Source organism: Methylobacterium sp. Gmos3 (assembly GCF_056430985.1).
Genome location: NZ_JBWJYL010000001.1, coordinates 608,901 through 624,749, shown reverse-complemented (window position 1 = coordinate 624,749; position 15,849 = coordinate 608,901). Strand labels below are relative to the sequence as shown.

22 protein-coding genes are annotated in these 15,849 nt (G+C 70.9%); 13 read left to right on the top strand and 9 right to left on the bottom strand.

The annotated features are described in order from the left end of the window. The first annotated feature begins 24 nt into the window (after positions 1 to 24). The 6 genes from ACS5Q7_RS03030 (at position 25) to ACS5Q7_RS03005 (ending at position 2,979) form a co-directional block, all read left to right on the top strand. Entirely contained in the window at positions 25 to 351 is a 327-nt protein-coding gene (locus tag ACS5Q7_RS03030) for a hypothetical protein (protein ID WP_478337925.1), read from the top strand. A gap of 271 nt (positions 352 to 622) precedes the next feature. Then, positions 623 to 1,300, top strand: coding sequence for a glycosyltransferase family 2 protein (locus ACS5Q7_RS03025; protein ID WP_478337924.1), 678 nt, complete (start codon positions 623 to 625; stop codon positions 1,298 to 1,300). Then, positions 1,297 to 1,554, top strand: a complete 258-nt coding sequence (locus ACS5Q7_RS03020; RefSeq protein ID WP_478337923.1) for a hypothetical protein — start codon at positions 1,297 to 1,299, stop codon at positions 1,552 to 1,554. Before ACS5Q7_RS03025 ends, ACS5Q7_RS03020 begins: the two co-directional genes overlap by 4 nt. Before the next feature lie 58 nt (positions 1,555 to 1,612). Beyond that, positions 1,613 to 2,440, top strand: coding sequence for a nucleoside triphosphate pyrophosphohydrolase (gene mazG / locus ACS5Q7_RS03015; protein ID WP_478337922.1), 828 nt, complete (start codon positions 1,613 to 1,615; stop codon positions 2,438 to 2,440). 60 nt (positions 2,441 to 2,500) lie between these two features. Further along, positions 2,501 to 2,848 (top strand): hypothetical protein, encoded by a 348-nt coding sequence (locus ACS5Q7_RS03010; RefSeq protein WP_478337921.1) that lies wholly within the window; start codon positions 2,501 to 2,503, stop codon positions 2,846 to 2,848. Then, positions 2,845 to 2,979, top strand: a complete 135-nt coding sequence (locus ACS5Q7_RS03005; RefSeq protein WP_478337920.1) for a hypothetical protein — start codon at positions 2,845 to 2,847, stop codon at positions 2,977 to 2,979. Before ACS5Q7_RS03010 ends, ACS5Q7_RS03005 begins: the two co-directional genes overlap by 4 nt. Positions 2,980 to 2,986: 7 nt before the next feature. Here the strand turns inward: ACS5Q7_RS03005 and ACS5Q7_RS03000 are convergent, their stop codons facing one another. From ACS5Q7_RS03000 to rimO, 4 genes are all read right to left on the bottom strand, one after another. Next, positions 2,987 to 3,916 (bottom strand): AEC family transporter, encoded by a 930-nt coding sequence (locus tag ACS5Q7_RS03000; RefSeq protein WP_478337919.1) that lies wholly within the window; start codon positions 3,914 to 3,916, stop codon positions 2,987 to 2,989. A gap of 100 nt (positions 3,917 to 4,016) precedes the next feature. Continuing rightward, positions 4,017 to 4,676 (bottom strand): Fic family protein, encoded by a 660-nt coding sequence (locus tag ACS5Q7_RS02995; protein WP_478337918.1) that lies wholly within the window; start codon positions 4,674 to 4,676, stop codon positions 4,017 to 4,019. Then, positions 4,657 to 4,848: a hypothetical protein gene (locus tag ACS5Q7_RS02990; protein WP_478337917.1), complete on the bottom strand. Its 192-nt coding sequence runs from the start codon at positions 4,846 to 4,848 to the stop codon at positions 4,657 to 4,659. The genes ACS5Q7_RS02995 and ACS5Q7_RS02990 overlap by 20 nt, the downstream gene beginning before the upstream one ends. Before the next feature lie 46 nt (positions 4,849 to 4,894). After that, entirely contained in the window at positions 4,895 to 6,244 is a 1,350-nt protein-coding gene (gene rimO, locus ACS5Q7_RS02985; protein ID WP_478337916.1) for a 30S ribosomal protein S12 methylthiotransferase RimO, read from the bottom strand. Positions 6,245 to 6,429: 185 nt separating this feature from the next. Between rimO and pabB the strand changes: the two genes are divergently transcribed. The 5 genes from pabB (at position 6,430) to dinB (ending at position 11,047) form a co-directional block, all read left to right on the top strand. Then, on the top strand, positions 6,430 to 7,800 hold the full coding sequence (gene pabB / locus ACS5Q7_RS02980; protein WP_478337915.1) for an aminodeoxychorismate synthase component I: 1,371 nt from the start codon (positions 6,430 to 6,432) through the stop codon (positions 7,798 to 7,800). Beyond that, a complete protein-coding gene (locus ACS5Q7_RS02975) occupies positions 7,797 to 8,402 on the top strand; it encodes an anthranilate synthase component II (RefSeq protein ID WP_478337914.1) in 606 nt (201 codons plus the stop codon). Before pabB ends, ACS5Q7_RS02975 begins: the two co-directional genes overlap by 4 nt. Beyond that, positions 8,389 to 9,243 (top strand): aminotransferase class IV, encoded by an 855-nt coding sequence (locus ACS5Q7_RS02970; protein WP_478337913.1) that lies wholly within the window; start codon positions 8,389 to 8,391, stop codon positions 9,241 to 9,243. The genes ACS5Q7_RS02975 and ACS5Q7_RS02970 overlap by 14 nt, the downstream gene beginning before the upstream one ends. Continuing rightward, positions 9,240 to 9,644, top strand: a complete 405-nt coding sequence (locus ACS5Q7_RS02965) for a DoxX family protein (RefSeq protein ID WP_478337912.1) — start codon at positions 9,240 to 9,242, stop codon at positions 9,642 to 9,644. Before ACS5Q7_RS02970 ends, ACS5Q7_RS02965 begins: the two co-directional genes overlap by 4 nt. Positions 9,645 to 9,964: 320 nt before the next feature. After that, positions 9,965 to 11,047 (top strand): DNA polymerase IV, encoded by a 1,083-nt coding sequence (gene dinB / locus ACS5Q7_RS02960; protein WP_478337911.1) that lies wholly within the window; start codon positions 9,965 to 9,967, stop codon positions 11,045 to 11,047. A 12-nt stretch (positions 11,048 to 11,059) separates the two neighbouring features. Here dinB and ACS5Q7_RS02955 read toward each other — a convergent pair whose 3' ends face one another. The 3 genes from ACS5Q7_RS02955 to argC all read right to left on the bottom strand — a co-directional run bounded on the left by ACS5Q7_RS02955 (position 11,060) and on the right by argC (position 13,439). Further along, a complete protein-coding gene (locus ACS5Q7_RS02955) occupies positions 11,060 to 11,260 on the bottom strand; it encodes a hypothetical protein (protein ID WP_478337910.1) in 201 nt (66 codons plus the stop codon). 165 nt (positions 11,261 to 11,425) lie between these two features. Continuing rightward, the gene (locus ACS5Q7_RS02950; RefSeq protein WP_478337909.1) at positions 11,426 to 12,403 is read right to left on the bottom strand and encodes a quinone oxidoreductase family protein; all 978 of its coding nucleotides are present in this window, start codon (positions 12,401 to 12,403) and stop codon (positions 11,426 to 11,428) included. Positions 12,404 to 12,503: 100 nt separating this feature from the next. Continuing rightward, entirely contained in the window at positions 12,504 to 13,439 is a 936-nt protein-coding gene (gene argC / locus ACS5Q7_RS02945) for an N-acetyl-gamma-glutamyl-phosphate reductase (RefSeq protein ID WP_478338021.1), read from the bottom strand. 173 nt (positions 13,440 to 13,612) lie between these two features. On the opposite strand from argC, the gene ACS5Q7_RS02940 reads away from it, so the two are divergent. After that, complete coding sequence (locus ACS5Q7_RS02940; protein ID WP_478337908.1) at positions 13,613 to 14,146, top strand: hypothetical protein; 534 nt, start codon at positions 13,613 to 13,615, stop codon at positions 14,144 to 14,146. A gap of 124 nt (positions 14,147 to 14,270) precedes the next feature. Here the strand turns inward: ACS5Q7_RS02940 and ACS5Q7_RS02935 are convergent, their stop codons facing one another. Further along, the gene (locus tag ACS5Q7_RS02935; protein ID WP_478337907.1) at positions 14,271 to 14,798 is read right to left on the bottom strand and encodes a hypothetical protein; all 528 of its coding nucleotides are present in this window, start codon (positions 14,796 to 14,798) and stop codon (positions 14,271 to 14,273) included. 151 nt (positions 14,799 to 14,949) lie between these two features. On the opposite strand from ACS5Q7_RS02935, the gene ACS5Q7_RS02930 reads away from it, so the two are divergent. Beyond that, positions 14,950 to 15,099 carry a hypothetical protein gene (locus ACS5Q7_RS02930; protein ID WP_478338026.1) on the top strand — a complete coding sequence of 50 codons (150 nt, stop codon included), beginning with the start codon at positions 14,950 to 14,952 and terminating at the stop codon, positions 15,097 to 15,099. Between the two features lie 28 nt (positions 15,100 to 15,127). Here the strand turns inward: ACS5Q7_RS02930 and ACS5Q7_RS02925 are convergent, their stop codons facing one another. Further along, complete coding sequence (locus ACS5Q7_RS02925; RefSeq protein WP_478337906.1) at positions 15,128 to 15,811, bottom strand: gamma-glutamylcyclotransferase; 684 nt, start codon at positions 15,809 to 15,811, stop codon at positions 15,128 to 15,130. Between the last annotated feature and the right edge of the window lie 38 nt (positions 15,812 to 15,849).

Sequence of the window (15,849 nt, the reverse complement as noted above, 5' to 3'; positions counted from 1 at the left end):
CGACGTCTAACGAAAGATGAGGCAGTGAAAGCCGACGCACTCCTCGCCGAGGTCAAGGCGATGGTAGCGGACGCGGCTGGCGGCGATCCGGTTCTGCTGTTCGCGCTCCGGCGCCGGCTCTTCACCCGCCTGATGTACTGGGAGCGAAGCACGCCAGCCGAGCGGATGAAGCTCAAGGCGGTGAAACACAAGGCTCAAAGGGGCCTCTGTGCGATGTGCGGAGAGCCGATGGACGTAAAGGGGTCGGAACTGGACCGGACCGACGCTTTGGACGGCTACACGGCAGAGAACACCCGGCTCGTGCATCACGCCTGCCATCGACAGGACCAAGAGGTGAAGGGGTTTAGGTGACGCTCACCCTGGGCACGGCGTCTCGGATATTGCGTCAGCGGCAAAGTCTATGGCCGGACGGGGGACAACCCCTCCCCAACCACCACCAATCCAAGGTGCGCTCCAAACCGTATGTTCGTTACGGTCAGTCACCTTACGGATCTGGCCGCCTACCGCTTCATAGCAGCGACCGACAACAATCTCTTCTGGAGCGACCGGCATTTGATCCCCGCTTCCTGTCTACACAGGTAGGATCATATGCGCCGGGTGAACTTGCTACCTAATTCCGCATGTGCGCACGCAAGCCCTGCGCGACCTGGGCGGCTGGAACACCTTCTGCGTGACCGAGGATGCCGAACTCGGCCTCCGGCTGGCGCTCGCCGGGTACCACACCGCCGACCTTCCGAGCGCGACTTATGAGGAGACCGCCCGCGGCTGTCGACGCTGGCTCGCGCAGCGGACGCGCTGGCTCAAGGGCTTCATGCAGACGAGCCTCGTCCACGGGCGGCATCCCGGCGTGATGCTCGCCAAGCTCGGACCGCTCGGCGCTTTCGGCGTGCTCGCGCTGGTGCCCGGCACCGTCGCCTCGGCCCTGGTGTATCCGGCCTGCCTGGTGCTCTTCGCGTGGGACGTGGTCGCCGGGCGTCTCGCGCCCACGCCCTTCGTCCTCGACAACCTGTCCGCCGGCCTCGCCCTGACCCTGTTCGCCGCAGGCCTCGCCGCCATGATGGCCCCCGCCGCCCTCGGCTGCCGCAAGCGTGCCTGGGGCGACCTGTGGTGGGTGGTGCTCCTGCTGCCGTTCTATTTCCTCGGCGTGAGCCTGGCGGCCTGGGCGGCCGTCCTCGAACTGGTCCGCGCGCCCCATCGCTGGAACAAGACCGAGCACGGCCTCGCCCGTTCCTCCCGCAGCGGCATGCTCGCCTTCGGACGGCCGCAACGGAACGGCGGGTCCGCCGTTGACTCGCCATGAGCGATCAATCCGCCACCATCGCGATCCTGATCGGAACCCCCGCAGGCGCCCGGCTCCTCGCCTCCGGCACCGAGCGGGACGCGGCACGGGCCGCCGAATTGTTCCTGCTGCGCCTGCCCGCCCGGGCGCTGCCCGCGCCGCTCTGGGTCCAGTGCGGCGACCGGCGCGCGGGCGACCGCCTCACCGCCTACCTCGCCGAGTTCCAGGCCGAGCGGGTGCGCGAGCGCGACGGGATGACGGCGCCGGGCTCCTGATCCTCCGGCGCGAAAGGTGCTACAGCGGCCCGCCCCCAAGGAGCGGACCGGCCGACCCGTGACGACCTCTTCTGACAGCCCGATCCAGGTCCTCCTTCGCCTGATGGCCGACCTGCGCGATCCCGTGCGCGGCTGCGCCTGGGACGTGGAACAGACGCCCGCGACCATCGCGCCCTACACGATCGAGGAGGCCTACGAGGTCGCCGACGCGGTGGCGCGGGGCGACCGCGACGACCTGCGCGACGAACTGGGCGACCTGCTGCTGCAGGTGGTGTTCCAGGCCCGCATGGCCGAGGAGGACGGCGCTTTCGCCTTCGACGACGTGGCCCGCGCCATCACCGCCAAGCTGATCCGCCGCCACCCGCACGTCTTCGCGGCCGATGGCAGCCTCCTGCCGGAGGGCTCGCCCCGGCGCGACCCGGCGCAGGTCGAGGCGCAATGGGCGGCGATCAAGGCGCAGGAGCGCGCCGCCAAGCCGGTCGCGGCGCCCGATCCCCTGGGCGGCGTCGCCCACGCCTTGCCGGCCCTGATGCGGGCGGAAAAAGTCTCGCGCCGGGCCGCCGCCTACGGGTTCGACTGGGACGACGCGGCCCAGGTGATCGCCAAGGTCCGCGAGGAGACCGACGAGGTCGCCGAGGCCCTGGAACGGGGCGAGACGGGGCTGGTTGCGGAGGAGATCGGCGACCTACTGTTCGCGGTGGCGAACCTCGCCCGCCACGCCGGCATCGACCCGGAGGCGGCGCTGCGCGACGGCACGCTGAAGTTCGAGCGCCGCTTCCGCGCCATGGCCGACGAGCTGCACGCCGAGGGCGGCGCGCTCGGCCGTTCGGACCTCGCCGCGATGGAGGCGGCCTGGGGCCGGGTGAAGCGGTCGGAGAAGGCGTAAAGCCCGTTCGTAGGAAAAGAGGGGCTTTCGAATCGGTCTCGTCAGCCGTATCGAGGCGGAATGGTCGCCTCGCCCAAACCACAGCCACGCGAATCGGCATCCGATGACCCACGGCGCGCGGTTCCCGTCTCTTCCGGCGGGCCGGCCAGTGACGTCGGGGGAGGTTCCGGCGGAGGATCGCCCGGCACCCCGGAGAGGACGATCCACAACGAGATCACGAAGCTGAAGGCCAACACCGTCAATGCTGCGGCCATCGCCTTCTTCATCGGCGGAGGCGTCGGGCCGCTGATCGGCATCGGCGTGACGGGTTTTACCGTCCTTCAGGCTGTCATGGTCCTGGTTTGGTTCTTCGTCGGGTTGGTCTTACATTCCATGGCCCAGACCGTCCTCGGAGGGCTACTTCCATGACGTTCGGTATCGTCTACCTGCTGTTCGTCGTTCCGGCCGTCGCGCTGGTTCTCGGCGCGCTCGCCGTCGTGACGACGAGACGAAGCGCGGAACGGGTCCGCGACATCGAACGTCGGCGCGTCGCGAACTGATCCGCCCTTACGCCGCGACCCCCTCGAGCACCAGCAGCACCAGCGGCAGGGCCGCGCCGGCGAGCACGGTCTGGAGGGCGATGATGCCCGCCATGAGCGGGGCGTCGCCGCCGAGCTGGCGGGCCATGATGTAGGACGAGGAGGCGGTCGGCAGCGCCTGGAACAGCAGGGCGGTCGCCGCCGCCGGGCCGCGCAGGCCCAGCGCGAGGCAGGCGAGCACTGTCGCCAGGGGCATCAGCCCGAACTTCACCGCCGAGGTGACGGCGAGGGGCCGGATCCAGGTCCGCGCCGCCCCGAAATCCAGCGCCGCGCCGACGCAGAGCAGGCCGAGGGGCAGCGAGGCCTGCCCCAGCCCTTTCAGCATCCCGTCGACGCCCACCGGCAGGGGCAGGTGCAGGGCCTGGAGGGCGATGCCGAGGAGGCTCGCGACGACGAGGGGGTTGAGGGCGAGTTGCTTGGCGATGGCCGCCGGGGCGAGCCGCCCGCCGGACCCGAACCGAGCGAAGACGAGGACGCACAGGATGTTGACGGTGGGCACGATGGCGGCGTTCGCCACGGCGGCCAGTGCGAGGCCCTGCGCCCCGAACAGGCCCACCGCCGCCGAGACCCCGACATAGTTGTTGAAGCGGATGCCGCCCTGGAACACCGAGGTGAAGGCCGCGCCGTCGAGGGCCAGATGCGGGCGCAGCATCAGCAGCACCAGGGCAACGGCGACGGTCGAGGCAACGAGGACGAGGGCCAGCGACAGGACCGGCACCCCGTCGAGCCGCGCCGTGGCGAGGCCGTGCACGAACAGGGCGGGCAGCAGCACGTAATAGCCGAGCCGTTCCGCCTGCGGCCAGAACGCCTCGCCGATGAACCCGATCCGGCGCAACACGGCGCCGAGGCCGATCAGCAGGGCGATCGGTAGAAGGGCGAGGAGGATGGCGCCGGTCACGGGGCGGGGTCCGGGTCTGGGGAGTGGCCGAGGGCCGGGAGCGGCCTCCTCATAGGCCCGGCAGGCGCGGCTGCAAATGCCAGCCCCCCGCCTCCGCGCGTCAGCCGGTCCCTTGCGGTTGGAACCCGGAGAGTTGGCGCGCCAGCATCGCACCGAGCAGGAGTTCCATCTTGGAAAGGTCGAGCCGGCCTTCCGCCCAGGCGGCATCGGCCCCGTCGAGGGCCTCGAAGTAGGGCTTTCGGTTGTCGACGATCTGATCCGGGATCGTCGGTGTCCCGGGCAGGAGGGTCCTGGCCGCGATCGACAGGACCACATACGACGCGATGCGCGACGTGCGGCCGTTCCCGTCGGCGAAGGGGTGGATCCAGTTGAGCCGCCACATGACGTAGGCGGCCAGATGCAGCGGGGAGACCTCGTCCCACCGCTCGTTCACGTAGTCGCACATGTCCTCGATGAGTTCGGGGACGAGGTGCGCGCCCGGCGGGGCATGCCGGCTTCCGCTGATCTCGACGCCGCCGGGCCTGAAGTTGCCCGCATAGAGGCTGATGCCGCGCAGGGCCTCCCGATGGAGGCCGAGGATCAGGGACGGCCGCAGCCTGAAGCGCCCCCCGCGCTCGAGGATGTCCTGGATCGCCGCGATGCCGGCATCGTACTGGCGGAGACCGTTGAGGGCTTCGGCCTCGGCCCTTGCCAGGGGATCCCTGATGAGGTCGGGTTCGAGGGCGCGGCTGTCGCGCCGCTCATCCCCGCCCGTGCTCACCGTGCTCTTTCGCGAGCTTGTCGGCCTGCCGGTCCACCATCTCGCGCGTGATGAGCCGGTTCTCGAAATGCGTGTTGCCGTAGGCGAAGCTCCGACGCTGTGCCTCGCGGTGCTGCGGCGAGGGCTTGGCCTGCCGGGCGGCTTCCAGAAGCTGTGTCAGCGCATCCGTCATGGATCGAGTCCGATCAAACCTGCCGCATCCTAGCCGGGCCTCCGCCTCAGGTCACGCTGCCGTAGAGGTCGTAGGCCTCGGCCCGGTCGATCTTCACCGACACGATGTCGCCCACCCGCACCGGGCGGCGGAAGGCGGCGTGGACGGTGCCGTCGATCTCCGGCGCGTCGGCCTTGGAGCGGCCCCGGGCGATCCCGCCCTCCACCGCGTCCACGATCATCGGCATCCGGCGGCCGACCTTGGCTCGTTGCAGGCGCAGGGCGACGGCGTTCTGGGTCTCCATGAAGCGGCGCTTGCGCTCGGCCTTCACCTCCGGCGGCACCGGGTCCGCGATGGCGTTGGCGGTGGCCCCCGCCACGGGCTCGAATTCGAAGCAGCCGACCCGGTCGAGCTTCGCCTCCTTCAGCCACTCCAGCAATTCCTCGAACTCGGCCTCGGTCTCGCCGGGGAAGCCGACGATGAAGGTCGAGCGGATGGCGAGGTCGGGGCACCCGGCGCGCCACGACCGGATCCGGTCGAGCTGCTTCTCCTGGTTGCCGGGCCGGCGCATCCGCTTGAGGACGGACGGGCTCGCGTGCTGCAATGGCATGTCGAGGTAGGGAAGCACCTTCCCCTCGGCCATGAGCGGGATCACCTCGTCCACGTGCGGGTACGGGTAGACGTAGTGCAGCCGCACCCAGGCCCCGAGCTCGCCGAGTTCCTTGGCGAGGTCGTAGAAGCGGGCGCGGACCTGCCGGTCGCGCCAGGGGCTCTCGGCGTAGCGGATGTCGAGGCCGTAGGCGCTCGTGTCCTGCGAGACGACCAGAAGCTCCTTCACGCCGGCCTTGACCAGCTTCTCGGCCTCCCGGAGCACGTCCGCCGCCGGGCGGCTCACAAGGTCGCCGCGCAAGGACGGGATGATGCAGAAACTGCAGCGGTTGTTGCAGCCCTCGGAAATCTTCAAATACGCGTAGTGGCGCGGCGTCAGCTTGATGCCCTGCGGCGGCACGAGGTCCAGGAACGGGTCGTGGGCCGGGGGCGCCGCCTCGTGCACCGCCGCCACCACCGATTCATAGGCCTGCGGGCCGGTGACGGCGAGGAGGTCCGGATACTTCTCGCGGATCTCCTCCGGCTGCGCGCCCATGCAGCCGGTGACGATGACCCGCCCGTTCTCGGCCATGGCCTCGCCGATGGCGGCGAGCGATTCGGCCTTGGCGGAATCGAGGAAGCCGCAGGTGTTCACGATGACGAGGTCCGCCCCGTCGTGCTTGCGGGCGAGTTCGTAGCCTTCGGCGCGCAGGTGCGTCAGGATGCGCTCGGAATCCACCAGCGCCTTCGGGCAGCCGAGGGAGACGAACGAGATCTTGGGGGCGCCCGGGGAGGCAGACTTGCTGTCGGGCGAGGCGGTGCTGGTCATGGGGCCATCGGATGCGGCGGCGCCCGCGCCGCTCACGGCACGTCGAGGACGCTGGCAGTCTTCGGGATGGACGCCGATATAGCGGATCCAGGCCGCGAGTGCGAGCCTGCCCGCTCTTCCCCCACGGCATCGCCTGTGCGAGGGCGTCCCGACACCGCCGCGATCCGAAGGCCCGACCCCGGTTCATGTGGACCCGAGACCTCCCCACGCTCGACGCCATCGCCGCCGCCGCCCGGCTGCGCGCCCTGCCGGGGCTCGCCGTGCTCGACAGCGCCATGCGGCACGATGCCCTGGGCCGGCTCTCGGTGGTGGCCGCCGATCCCTTCGCCCGGTTCCGGTTCCGCGACGGGCAAGCCACCCTCGACGGACGCCCCGTTCCCGGCGGGCCGTTCGAGGCCCTGCGCGCCTGCCTCGCGCCCTACCGCCTGCCGGCCGATCCCGCCCGGCCCTTCCCCGGCGGGGCCATCGGCTACATCGCCTACGATTGCGGCGCCTCCCTGGAACGGGTGACGCCGCCCGCCCGCCGCGCCGGGCTGACCGACGACATCGCCCTCGACTTCTACGACACGGTGCTCGCCCTCGACCACGCGGCCGGCACCGCGACCCTGCTCTCGACCGGATTCCCCGAGACCGAACCGGGACCCCGCGCGGCGCGGGCCGAGGCCCGCCTCACCGCCTTCGCCGACCTTCTACGCGACGCCCCCGCGCCGGAGCCCGCGCCGGAGTGCGGCGACCTCGCGTGGCGCTCGAACTTCACCCGGCAAGCCTATGAGGAGGCGGTCGAAACCGTGCGCGATTACATCCGCGCGGGCGACATCTATCAGGCGAACATCGCCCAGCGCTTCACGGCGGACCTGCCGGCGGGGTTCGATCCCTTCGCCCTCTACCGGCGCCTGCGCGAGACCAACCCGGCCACCTTCGGCGCCTACCAGGAATTCGAGGGGCTGACGGTGGCCTCCTCCTCGCCGGAGCGGTTCGTGCGGCTCGACGGGCGCCACGTCGAGACCCGGCCGATCAAGGGCACCGCCAAGCGCCTGTCCGATCCGGCGGAGGATCGCGCCGCCGCCGAGGGGCTCGCCGCCTCGGCCAAGGACCGGGCCGAGAACGTGATGATCGTCGATCTCCTTCGCAACGACCTGTCGCGGGTCTGCGCGCCGGGCAGCGTCGCCGTGCCGGTGCTGTGCGGGCTGGAGACCTATGCCGGCGTCCACCACCTCGTTTCGGTGGTGACGGGCACGTTGCGGGACGGGCTCGACGGCCTCGACCTGCTGGAGAAGACGTTTCCGGGGGGCTCGATCACCGGGGCGCCGAAGATCCGCGCCATGGACATCATCAGCGAGATCGAGGGCGACGCCCGCGAGATCTATTGCGGCGCCATCGGCCGGATCGGCTTCGATGGCGACCTCGACACCTCCATCGCCATCCGCACCGTGTTCATGGACGACCGCGAGGCCGTGCTTCAGGCCGGCGGCGGCGTCACCCTGCTCTCCGAGCCGGGGCCGGAATACGACGAGACGCTCGCCAAGGCCGAGCGGGTGTTCGAGGCATTCCGATGATCCTCGTCCTCGACAACTACGATTCCTTCGTCTTCAACGTCGTCCGCTACTTCGAGGAGCTGGGCCAGGAGGTCCGCGTCGTGCGCAACGACGCCCTCGACGTCGCCGGCATCCGGGCGCTGGCGCCGGAGGCCCTGGTGATCTCCCCCGGCCCCTGCACCCCGGCCGAGGCGGGGGTCTCGCTCCCGGCGATCCGGGACCTGTCGGGACACCTGCCGATCCTCGGCGTCTGCCTGGGGCACCAGGCCATCGGCGCGGCCTTCGGCGGCAGGGTCGAGCGGGCGCGGCGGCCCCTGCACGGGCAGGCGACGCCGGTCGCCCATGACGGCCAACGCCTCTTCGCCGGCCTGCCCGCGCCGATGCCGGTGGGGCGCTACCATTCCCTGGTGGTGACGCCCCAGCCCGGCATGGAGGCAAACCTCGCCGTCGATGCGCTCTCCGACGAGGGCGAGGTGATGGCCCTCTCCCATCGGCGGCACCCGACCTACGGCGTGCAGTTCCACCCGGAATCGGTGCTCACCGAGAACGGCCACGCCATCTTCGGCAACTTTCTCGATCTCGCCCGCGCGTGGCGGGAGGGCCGGCGCGATGCTGTGGCGTGACGGGCAGGTCCTCGCGGGCACGGAGGCGCCCCTCGACCATGCCGACCGGGGCCTGACGCTCGGTGACGGGCTGTTCGACACCGCGCTCGCCCTGAACGGCCGCGTCGCCTTCGAAGCCGAGCATGTCGCGCGGCTGGTCACCTCCGCCGAGGTGCTGGGCATCCCCGCCGATGCGGGGGCGATCCGGTCGGCCATGCGCGCCCTCGCCGGCCGGGGCGAGCGGCTCGCCCTCCGCACCACGCTGACGCGGGGCGCCGGCCCGCGGGGCCTGAAGCCGCCGGAGGACCCCCGGCCGACCCTGTTCGCCACCGCCGCCGCGAGCGGCCGGGCCATCGCCTTCGCGCCCCTGCGGCTGCGGCCGACCGCCATCGCCCGCAACGACACCTCCCCGGCCGCACGGCTGAAGACACTGGGCTACCTCGACGCCGTGATCGCGGCCGGCGAGGCGGCGCGGGACGGGTTCGACGAGGCGCTGTTCCACAATACGAAGGGGCTCATCGCCTGCGCCGGGACGGGCAACGTGTTCTGCGTGGCGGACGAGGGCACCCTCCTCACCCCACCCCTCACAGACGGCGTGCTGCCCGGCATCGTCCGCGCGCAAGTGCTGGCGTTGGCCCCGGCTCACGGCCTCGCCGTGGCGGAGCGCTCCCTGACGCCGGACGACGTGCGGCGGGCAAGGGCCGTGTTCGTCACGAACTCCCTGCGCCTCCTCGCCCCGGTGACGGCCCTGGGCGAGACCGCCTACGACAGTGCCGGCCACGCCGCCTTCGCCCTGCTGCGCGAGGCGCTTCGGGCGGCGGTGGCGGAATCCTGCGGTGTTACCCCGGAAGAGGTCGCGTGAGCGAAGGCAACGGTCGAAGAGTCCTTCGCTGGGGGTTGGCGGGGGCCTACGCCTTCATCGGCGTGGTGCATCTCGTCGCCACCGACGCGATGCTGCCGCTGATGCCCGACTGGGTGCCGGAGCCCCGCCTCGTCATCCAGGCGACGGGCCTGTGCGAACTCGCCGGGGCGCTGGGCCTGCAGATCCCGGCGACGCGCAAGGCGGCCGCCATCGGCCTCGCCCTCTACGCGGTCTGCGTCTACCCGGCGAACCTCAAGCACGCCTTCGAGCACATCCACATCGAGGGCATCCCGGATTCCTGGTGGTATCACGGCCCCCGGCTGGCCTTTCAGCCGGTCTTCGTCTGGGCCGCCCTCTGGGCCGGCGGGCTGATCGATTGGCCGTTCCGGCGGGGGCGCTGACGGCGCCCTCCTCTCCCCGCCTGCGGGGAGAGGCCCGTTTGCACCTCGTCGTGCAAACGGGAAGCGAGAGGCGAAGCCGAAGCGGCGGTGAGGGGGCTCGCAGGATGAGCCTCCTCCGGCCGACCCCCTCACCACCGGCTGCCGCCTCGCTTCGCCCCCGACAAGGGGGGCTCAGCCCTCTCCCCGCACGCGGGGCGAGGGGATGATCGCCCGTCGGCCGAATCCCATTCCAATCGCCTGTGGCCCCCGGCGCCTCGCGCCTTGACCCGCCATCGTTGCCGTTGTCTTTGAACGAACCGGGAACATCTGAGGCGTCAGCGATGCAGGCGGAGGTCGCCCTCCGGAAGATCATCCATATCGACATGGATGCGTTCTACGCCTCCGTGGAGCAGCGCGACGACCCGTCCCTGCGCGGCAAGCCGCTGGCGGTGGGCGGCTCGCGGGAGCGGGGCGTGGTGATGGCCGCGAGCTACGAGGCGCGGCCCTTCGGCGTGCGCTCGGCCATGCCGGCGGCGACCGCCCGGCGGCTCTGCCCGGACCTCGTCTTCGTGAAGCCGCGCTTCGAGGTCTACCGGCAGGTCTCGGAGGAGATCCGCGCCGTCTTCGCCCGCCACACCGAGGTGATCGAGCCGGTCGCCCTAGACGAAGCCTATCTCGACGTCACCGAGAACCTGCTGGGGCTGCCCACCGCCACGGCGGTGGCGAAGGCGATCCGCGCCGAGATCCTGGAGCGCACCGGCCTCGTGGCCTCGGCGGGGGTGTCGTACAACAAGTTCCTGGCCAAGGTCGCCTCGGACCACCGCAAGCCGAACGCCCTGTTCGTCATCACCCCGGCGATGGGGGCGGATTTCGTGGCGGAGCTGCCCATCGGGCGGTTCCACGGGGTCGGGCCGGTCACCGAGGCTAAGATGAAGCGCCTGGGCATCGAGACCGGCGCCGACCTGCGCGCCTGGGATCTCGACCGGCTCAAGGAGACGTTCGGCTCGGCCGGGAGCTATTACCACGCCGTTGCCCGCGGCATCGACGAGCGGCCGGTGCGGGCGCACCGCATCCGCAAGTCCATCGGCGCCGAGACCACCTTCACCGACGACACCGCCGCCTACGACGTGCTGGCTGAGCGCTTGGCGCCGATGGTCGACAAGGTCTGGCGCGGGGCCGAGGCGAAGGCCATGCGCGGGCGCACCGTCACCCTGAAGCTCAAGTTCTCGGATTTCACCCTCGTCACCCGCGCCCGCTCCCTGGCGGCGCCGGTCCCCGACCGGGAGAGCCTGGAGCGGATCGGCCTCGAATTGTTGCGCGGGCTGTTTCCCCTGCCCCGCACCGCCCGGCTGATCGGCGTTTCGCTGTCGGGCTTCACGCAGGAGGAGGCCGAGGCGCCGCAGCAGCTCGGCCTCGGGCTGTGAGGCCGGATCGGCCTACTTGTTCTTGCGCGGCCGGTGGTTCGGATCGACGCCGCCCTCGGGCGTCGTCTCGTTGTCGACATCGCCCTCGAAGGTGGAATCCAGCTCCAGCTCTTCCGGGTCCGCCCCGGCCATGCCCTTCGAGGTGCCGATCCCCGGGTTGCCCTTGAGGTCCGCGTCGGTGGGCGTGGTCGTCTTGGGTTGCTTGTTGGACATGCTGCCTCCTGATGAACGGGGGCAACGCCGATGTCCTGTGCGAGTCCCGCCCCTGCGGCGCTTCGCCCCCGATGGGGGCGAGCCCTTTGCCCGGAGGTCGGTGTGAGACCCAGGGGCTTTGCCCCTGGACCCCACCAAAGGGATGATCCCTTTGGAATCTCGGACCTAGGGCACCATGACCGTGGAGCCGGTGGTCTCGCGGCCGGCGAGGTCGCGATGGACGCCCTCGGCCTCGGCCAGGGGGCGCACCGCGTTCACGGCGATCTTCACCGCGCCGGAGCGCACGGCGTTGAACAGGTTGGCGGCGGCCTCTTCCAGCACCGGGCGCTGGCTGGAGAAGGTCGCGAGCGTCGGCCGCGTGACGTAGAGCGAGCCCTTGGCCGCGAGCAGGCCGAGGTCGAGCCCGGTGATCGGGCCGGAAGCCGAACCGAAGCTCGCCAGCAGGCCGGTGGGGGCGAGGCTGTCGAGCGAGCCCATCAGGGTCGCCTGGCCGACGCCGTCATAGACGACCGGCACGCCCTTGCCGCCGGTCAACTCGCGCACGCGCTTGGCCACGTCCTCGCTGCGGTAGAGGATGACGTGATCGCAGCCGTTCTGACGCGCGAGTTCCGCCTTCTCCTCGCTGCCGGCGGTGCCGATCACCGTGGCGCCGAGATGCTTGGCCCATTGGCAGGCGATGAGGCCGACGCCGCCCGCCGCCGCGTGCCACAGGATCGTGTCGCCGGGCTTCACCTTGTAGGTGCGGTGCAGGAGGTATTCGGCGGTGAGGCCCTTGAGCATCATCGCGGCGGCGGTCTGCGCGTCGATGCCCTCCGGCATCGGCACGGCGGCGGAGGCCGGGATCACCGGCTCCTCCGCGTAGCAGCCATCGGCCACCGAGCCGTAGGCGACCCGATCACCGACCTTGATCTGCGCCACGCCCTCGCCCACGGCGGTCACGGTGCCCGCGCCCTCCTTGCCAGGGGTGAAGGGCATGTGCGGGGACTTGTAGGCGCCCGTGCGGAAGTAGATGTCGATGAAGTTGACGCCGATCGCCTCCTGGCGGACGCGGATCTGGCCGGCGCCCGGCTCGGCGAGCGGCACGTCCTCCAGCTTCATCACCTCGGGGCCGCCGTACTCGTAGACCCGGATCGCCTTCGGCATCGTTCTCTCCCGTGTTGTCGTGTCCCGCCCCGCAGCGAGATAGACCCACGGGAGCGGGAGGCAATTTCTTTTGTTGGGCCGCCCCGGAAGGGGCGACCCGTCACAGACCCAGCATCAGCGACAGGTTCTGCACCGCCGCGCCGGAGGCGCCCTTGCCGAGGTTGTCCAGGCGCGCGACCAGAACCGCCTGCCCGTGCTCGGTCGAGCCGAAGACGCGCAGTTCCAGCCGGTCGGTGTCGTTCAGGTCCTCGGCCTCGATCTTCTCCCGGTGGGAGCCGTCGGCGCCGGGCACGACCTGCACCAGCGGATGGCCCCCGTACCAGTCGGACAGGGCCGCTTCGAGGTCGGTCGCCTGCGGGCGGCCCGGCAGGGTCTCGAGATGCAGCGGGATGCTCACCAGCATGCCCTGCCGGAAATTGCCCACGGACGGGACGAAGATCGGCCGCCGGGAGAGCCTGCTGTAGAGCTGCAATTCCGGCAGGTGCTTGTGGCCGAAGCCGAGCCCGTAGAGCTGGAACGGCGGGGCGCGGCCCGCCTCGAAATCCTCGATCATGCCCTTGCCGCCGCCGCTGTAGCCGCTGACCGCGTTGACGCTGATCGGGTGATCGGCCGGGATCAGCCCCGCCTCCACGAGGGGGCGCAACAGGGCGATGCCGCCGGTCGGGTAGCAGCCGGGATTGGCGACCCGCCGCGCCTGCGCGACCGCCTCCGCTTGCCCCGGCGCCAGTTCGGGGAAGCCGTAGGTCCAGCCCGGCGCGACCCGGTGGGCCGTGCTGGCGTCGAGGATCTTCGGGCCGCCCTCCGGCAGGCCGTCGGCGAGCGCCACCGTCTCCACGGCGGCGGCGTCCGGCAGGCAGAGGACCACGAGGTCGACCTGCGCCAGCAGGTCCCGCTTGGCCGCCGGGTCCTTGCGGTGCTCGGGGGCGATGCTGACGAGGCGCACGCGGCCTTCGCGCTCCAGGCGCTCGCGGATGCCGAGGCCGGTGGTGCCCGCCTCGCCATCGATGAACACGCTCGGCCGTGCCGTCTCGTCCATGCTCGCCATGATCGCCTCGCGCGCCGGAATCGGTCCGGCGTCTCGCCCGAGGCAGGTGGGGGGTGTCGGGGGCCGCTGTCAACGGGAAGGCCATCCCCAGCTTGCGGATCCGCCGCGGGAACATGGGCGCGGCCAAGGCTTTGATCGCCAAATCCTCTCAGGAGATGTCAGTCATGGCCGGAACCGCGAAGAAGACCGATCCCAAGCTGTGGGAGAAGGTCAAGAAAGAGGTCACGAAATCCGACAAGGGTGGCAAACCCGGCCAATGGTCGGCGCGCAAGGCGCAGATGGCGAGCGCCGAATACAAGAAGGAAGGCGGCGGTTACGCGGGCAAGAAGTCCAAGGACAATCACCTCCAGCAATGGACCGACGAGGAGTGGGACACCAAGTCGGGCAAGGAGAGCGGCAAGACCGGCGAGCGCTACCTGCCGAAGAAGGCCCGCGAAAAGCTGTCCGACAAGGAATACGCCGACTCGACCGCCAAGAAGCGGGCCGACACGAAGAAGGGCAAGCAGTTCTCGAAGCAGCCCAAGGCGGCGGCCGAGAAGTCGGCCAAGGCCCGTAATAAGGAGAGCGGCAAGTCGGATAACAAGTCGGACAAGAAGGGGCCGACCAAGGCCGAATTGATGAAGAAGGCCAAGGCCCAGGACATTTCGGGCCGCTCGAAGATGTCGAAGGCCGAGCTGGAGCGGGCCGTCCACGCCTGACGCCTCGGCGATCCGACGGACGGGGCGGGGGTCGTGGCGGCGAACGCCGCCTTCCCTCCGTCTCGTCAGTGAGAACGACGTGAAGCCATCCGGGGATGCGCCTCGCCCGCAGCGACGGCGTGCCTCACGGCCCGAAGCACGGCTCCAACGCCTTCCGCACCGAGGCCGCGTCGGTGACGGGGAAGGTCGCGATCACCGAGGCATCCCCGGCGCGGGGGCTCGATTGCGTCCAGACGATCCGCGCGTTCGCCTCCGCGAGGCCCGGCGCGATGCCGCGCAGGGGGTTCTCGGTGCGCTTCGGGCCGGCGACGGTCAGGGTGAAGCTGGTCGACGGATCGGCGGCCACCGCGCCGCTCGCGGGGGCGATCATGCTGCGCACGCCGTTCGCCCCCGCGACCCGGATCGCGGTCAGCGGCTTGCCCGTGCCGCCCGGTCCCTCGAAGGCGTCGAAGGCGAAGTGTGCCGACAGCTCCGCGAAGCGCGGGATCGTCAGCGTCGCCGAAAGCCCCGCATGAGCCGGATCGCAGGCGAGCCGCAGGGTGACGTGGCGCGACGCGCCGCCGATCGTCGCCTCGCCCACCAATCCCACCTCGTCCGCCAGGACGGGCGAGGACAGAAGAACGACGGCAAGGGCGGGGGCGACGATCCGCATGGGAGCCTGATCCGTTAACGCCGCATCGCGGCCGGGAAGGGTCGCTTTACCACGGCCACAGGAAAGGGGGGCTCGCCTCAGGGTTGATGTGCGTTGCAGCAACTCATTCAAAATCGATCGATCTTAGACAGCCACGCTTAGGTTCTCAGGCGTGGCCATGCGCATCAAGATCACCCTCGGCCTCATGCTCGTCGTGTATCTCATCGACGGCCGGGCCCCCGGTTTCCGCGAACTCCGCAACCCCGACGCGGAGCATGCCGGCGCGCGCAGCATCGTCGCGACGAAGCGGGCCTGGGTGTGAGGCGGAGGCGCTTCTCGAAGGCGGCCTGTTAGGTCTGGGCGGAACTGTCCCGCAGCCGCGCGGCCACGAGCGCCTGCAACCGCCACAGGTGCCGGTCGCGGATGCCCAACGCCTCGCAGGCCTCCACCGTGCGGTAGAGGTATTCGGCGCTCGGCCCCGTATGGCCGCACGCGGTGGCGATCATCGCCGCGACCTCGGCATCCGGCAGGCGGGCGTAGCGGTCGCTCGCCCGGTTGGCGAGGAAGGTGAGGGCCGAGACCGGGCCGTCCTGCGTCTCCACCGGCAGCCAGCGGGCGACGTAGCCGCGCCCGCGCATCTCCCGCCGCCACAGGGGCATCAGCGCCTCGCGGATTTCGGCGTCCGGCAGGCGGAAGGCGACGCCCCGGCACAGGCCGCCCCGGTCCAGCGCGAGCACGAAGCCCGGCCGCTCCGGCGTGCCCCGGAAGCGCCGCTGCAACAGGCAGAACCGGCGGTGGAAGCCGCGCACCGTCCCGAGGCGCCGTTCGGCCACCGGGAATTCCGGCCGCCACATCAGCGAGCCGTAGGCGAAGACCCACAGCGCCGCGCCCTCGCGGCCCGCGACGATCTCCTCCAGGCCCGGCCGCAGCTCCTCGTCGGTCATCACCGTGAGCGCGCTGGGATCGTCGGCCACCGGCTGCGCATGGGCGGCGCGGATCAGGTCGAGGCTGAGGTCGAGGGAGGGTGCGGGCATCGCACGAGGCTAATGCAGCCGCGCGGAAAATGCCTATA

What these genes read in the sequence shown, in the direction of transcription:
- ACS5Q7_RS03020 (WP_478337923.1), top strand. Translation starts at nt 1,297, where the DNA reads ATGAGCGATCAATCCGCCACCATCGCGATCCTGATCGGAACCCCCGCA.
- ACS5Q7_RS03010 (WP_478337921.1), top strand. Translation starts at nt 2,501, where the DNA reads ATGGTCGCCTCGCCCAAACCACAGCCACGCGAATCGGCATCCGATGAC.
- ACS5Q7_RS03005 (WP_478337920.1), top strand. Translation starts at nt 2,845, where the DNA reads ATGACGTTCGGTATCGTCTACCTGCTGTTCGTCGTTCCGGCCGTCGCG.
- ACS5Q7_RS02990 (WP_478337917.1), bottom strand. Translation starts at nt 4,848, where the DNA reads ATGACGGATGCGCTGACACAGCTTCTGGAAGCCGCCCGGCAGGCCAAG.
- rimO (WP_478337916.1), bottom strand. Translation starts at nt 6,244, where the DNA reads ATGACCAGCACCGCCTCGCCCGACAGCAAGTCTGCCTCCCCGGGCGCC.
- pabB (WP_478337915.1), top strand. Translation starts at nt 6,430, where the DNA reads ATGTGGACCCGAGACCTCCCCACGCTCGACGCCATCGCCGCCGCCGCC.
- ACS5Q7_RS02975 (WP_478337914.1), top strand. Translation starts at nt 7,797, where the DNA reads ATGATCCTCGTCCTCGACAACTACGATTCCTTCGTCTTCAACGTCGTC.
- ACS5Q7_RS02970 (WP_478337913.1), top strand. Translation starts at nt 8,389, where the DNA reads ATGCTGTGGCGTGACGGGCAGGTCCTCGCGGGCACGGAGGCGCCCCTC.
- dinB (WP_478337911.1), top strand. Translation starts at nt 9,965, where the DNA reads ATGCAGGCGGAGGTCGCCCTCCGGAAGATCATCCATATCGACATGGAT.
- ACS5Q7_RS02955 (WP_478337910.1), bottom strand. Translation starts at nt 11,260, where the DNA reads ATGTCCAACAAGCAACCCAAGACGACCACGCCCACCGACGCGGACCTC.
- ACS5Q7_RS02950 (WP_478337909.1), bottom strand. Translation starts at nt 12,403, where the DNA reads ATGCCGAAGGCGATCCGGGTCTACGAGTACGGCGGCCCCGAGGTGATG.
- argC (WP_478338021.1), bottom strand. Translation starts at nt 13,439, where the DNA reads ATGGACGAGACGGCACGGCCGAGCGTGTTCATCGATGGCGAGGCGGGC.
- ACS5Q7_RS02940 (WP_478337908.1), top strand. Translation starts at nt 13,613, where the DNA reads ATGGCCGGAACCGCGAAGAAGACCGATCCCAAGCTGTGGGAGAAGGTC.
- ACS5Q7_RS02935 (WP_478337907.1), bottom strand. Translation starts at nt 14,798, where the DNA reads ATGCGGATCGTCGCCCCCGCCCTTGCCGTCGTTCTTCTGTCCTCGCCC.
- ACS5Q7_RS02925 (WP_478337906.1), bottom strand. Translation starts at nt 15,811, where the DNA reads ATGCCCGCACCCTCCCTCGACCTCAGCCTCGACCTGATCCGCGCCGCC.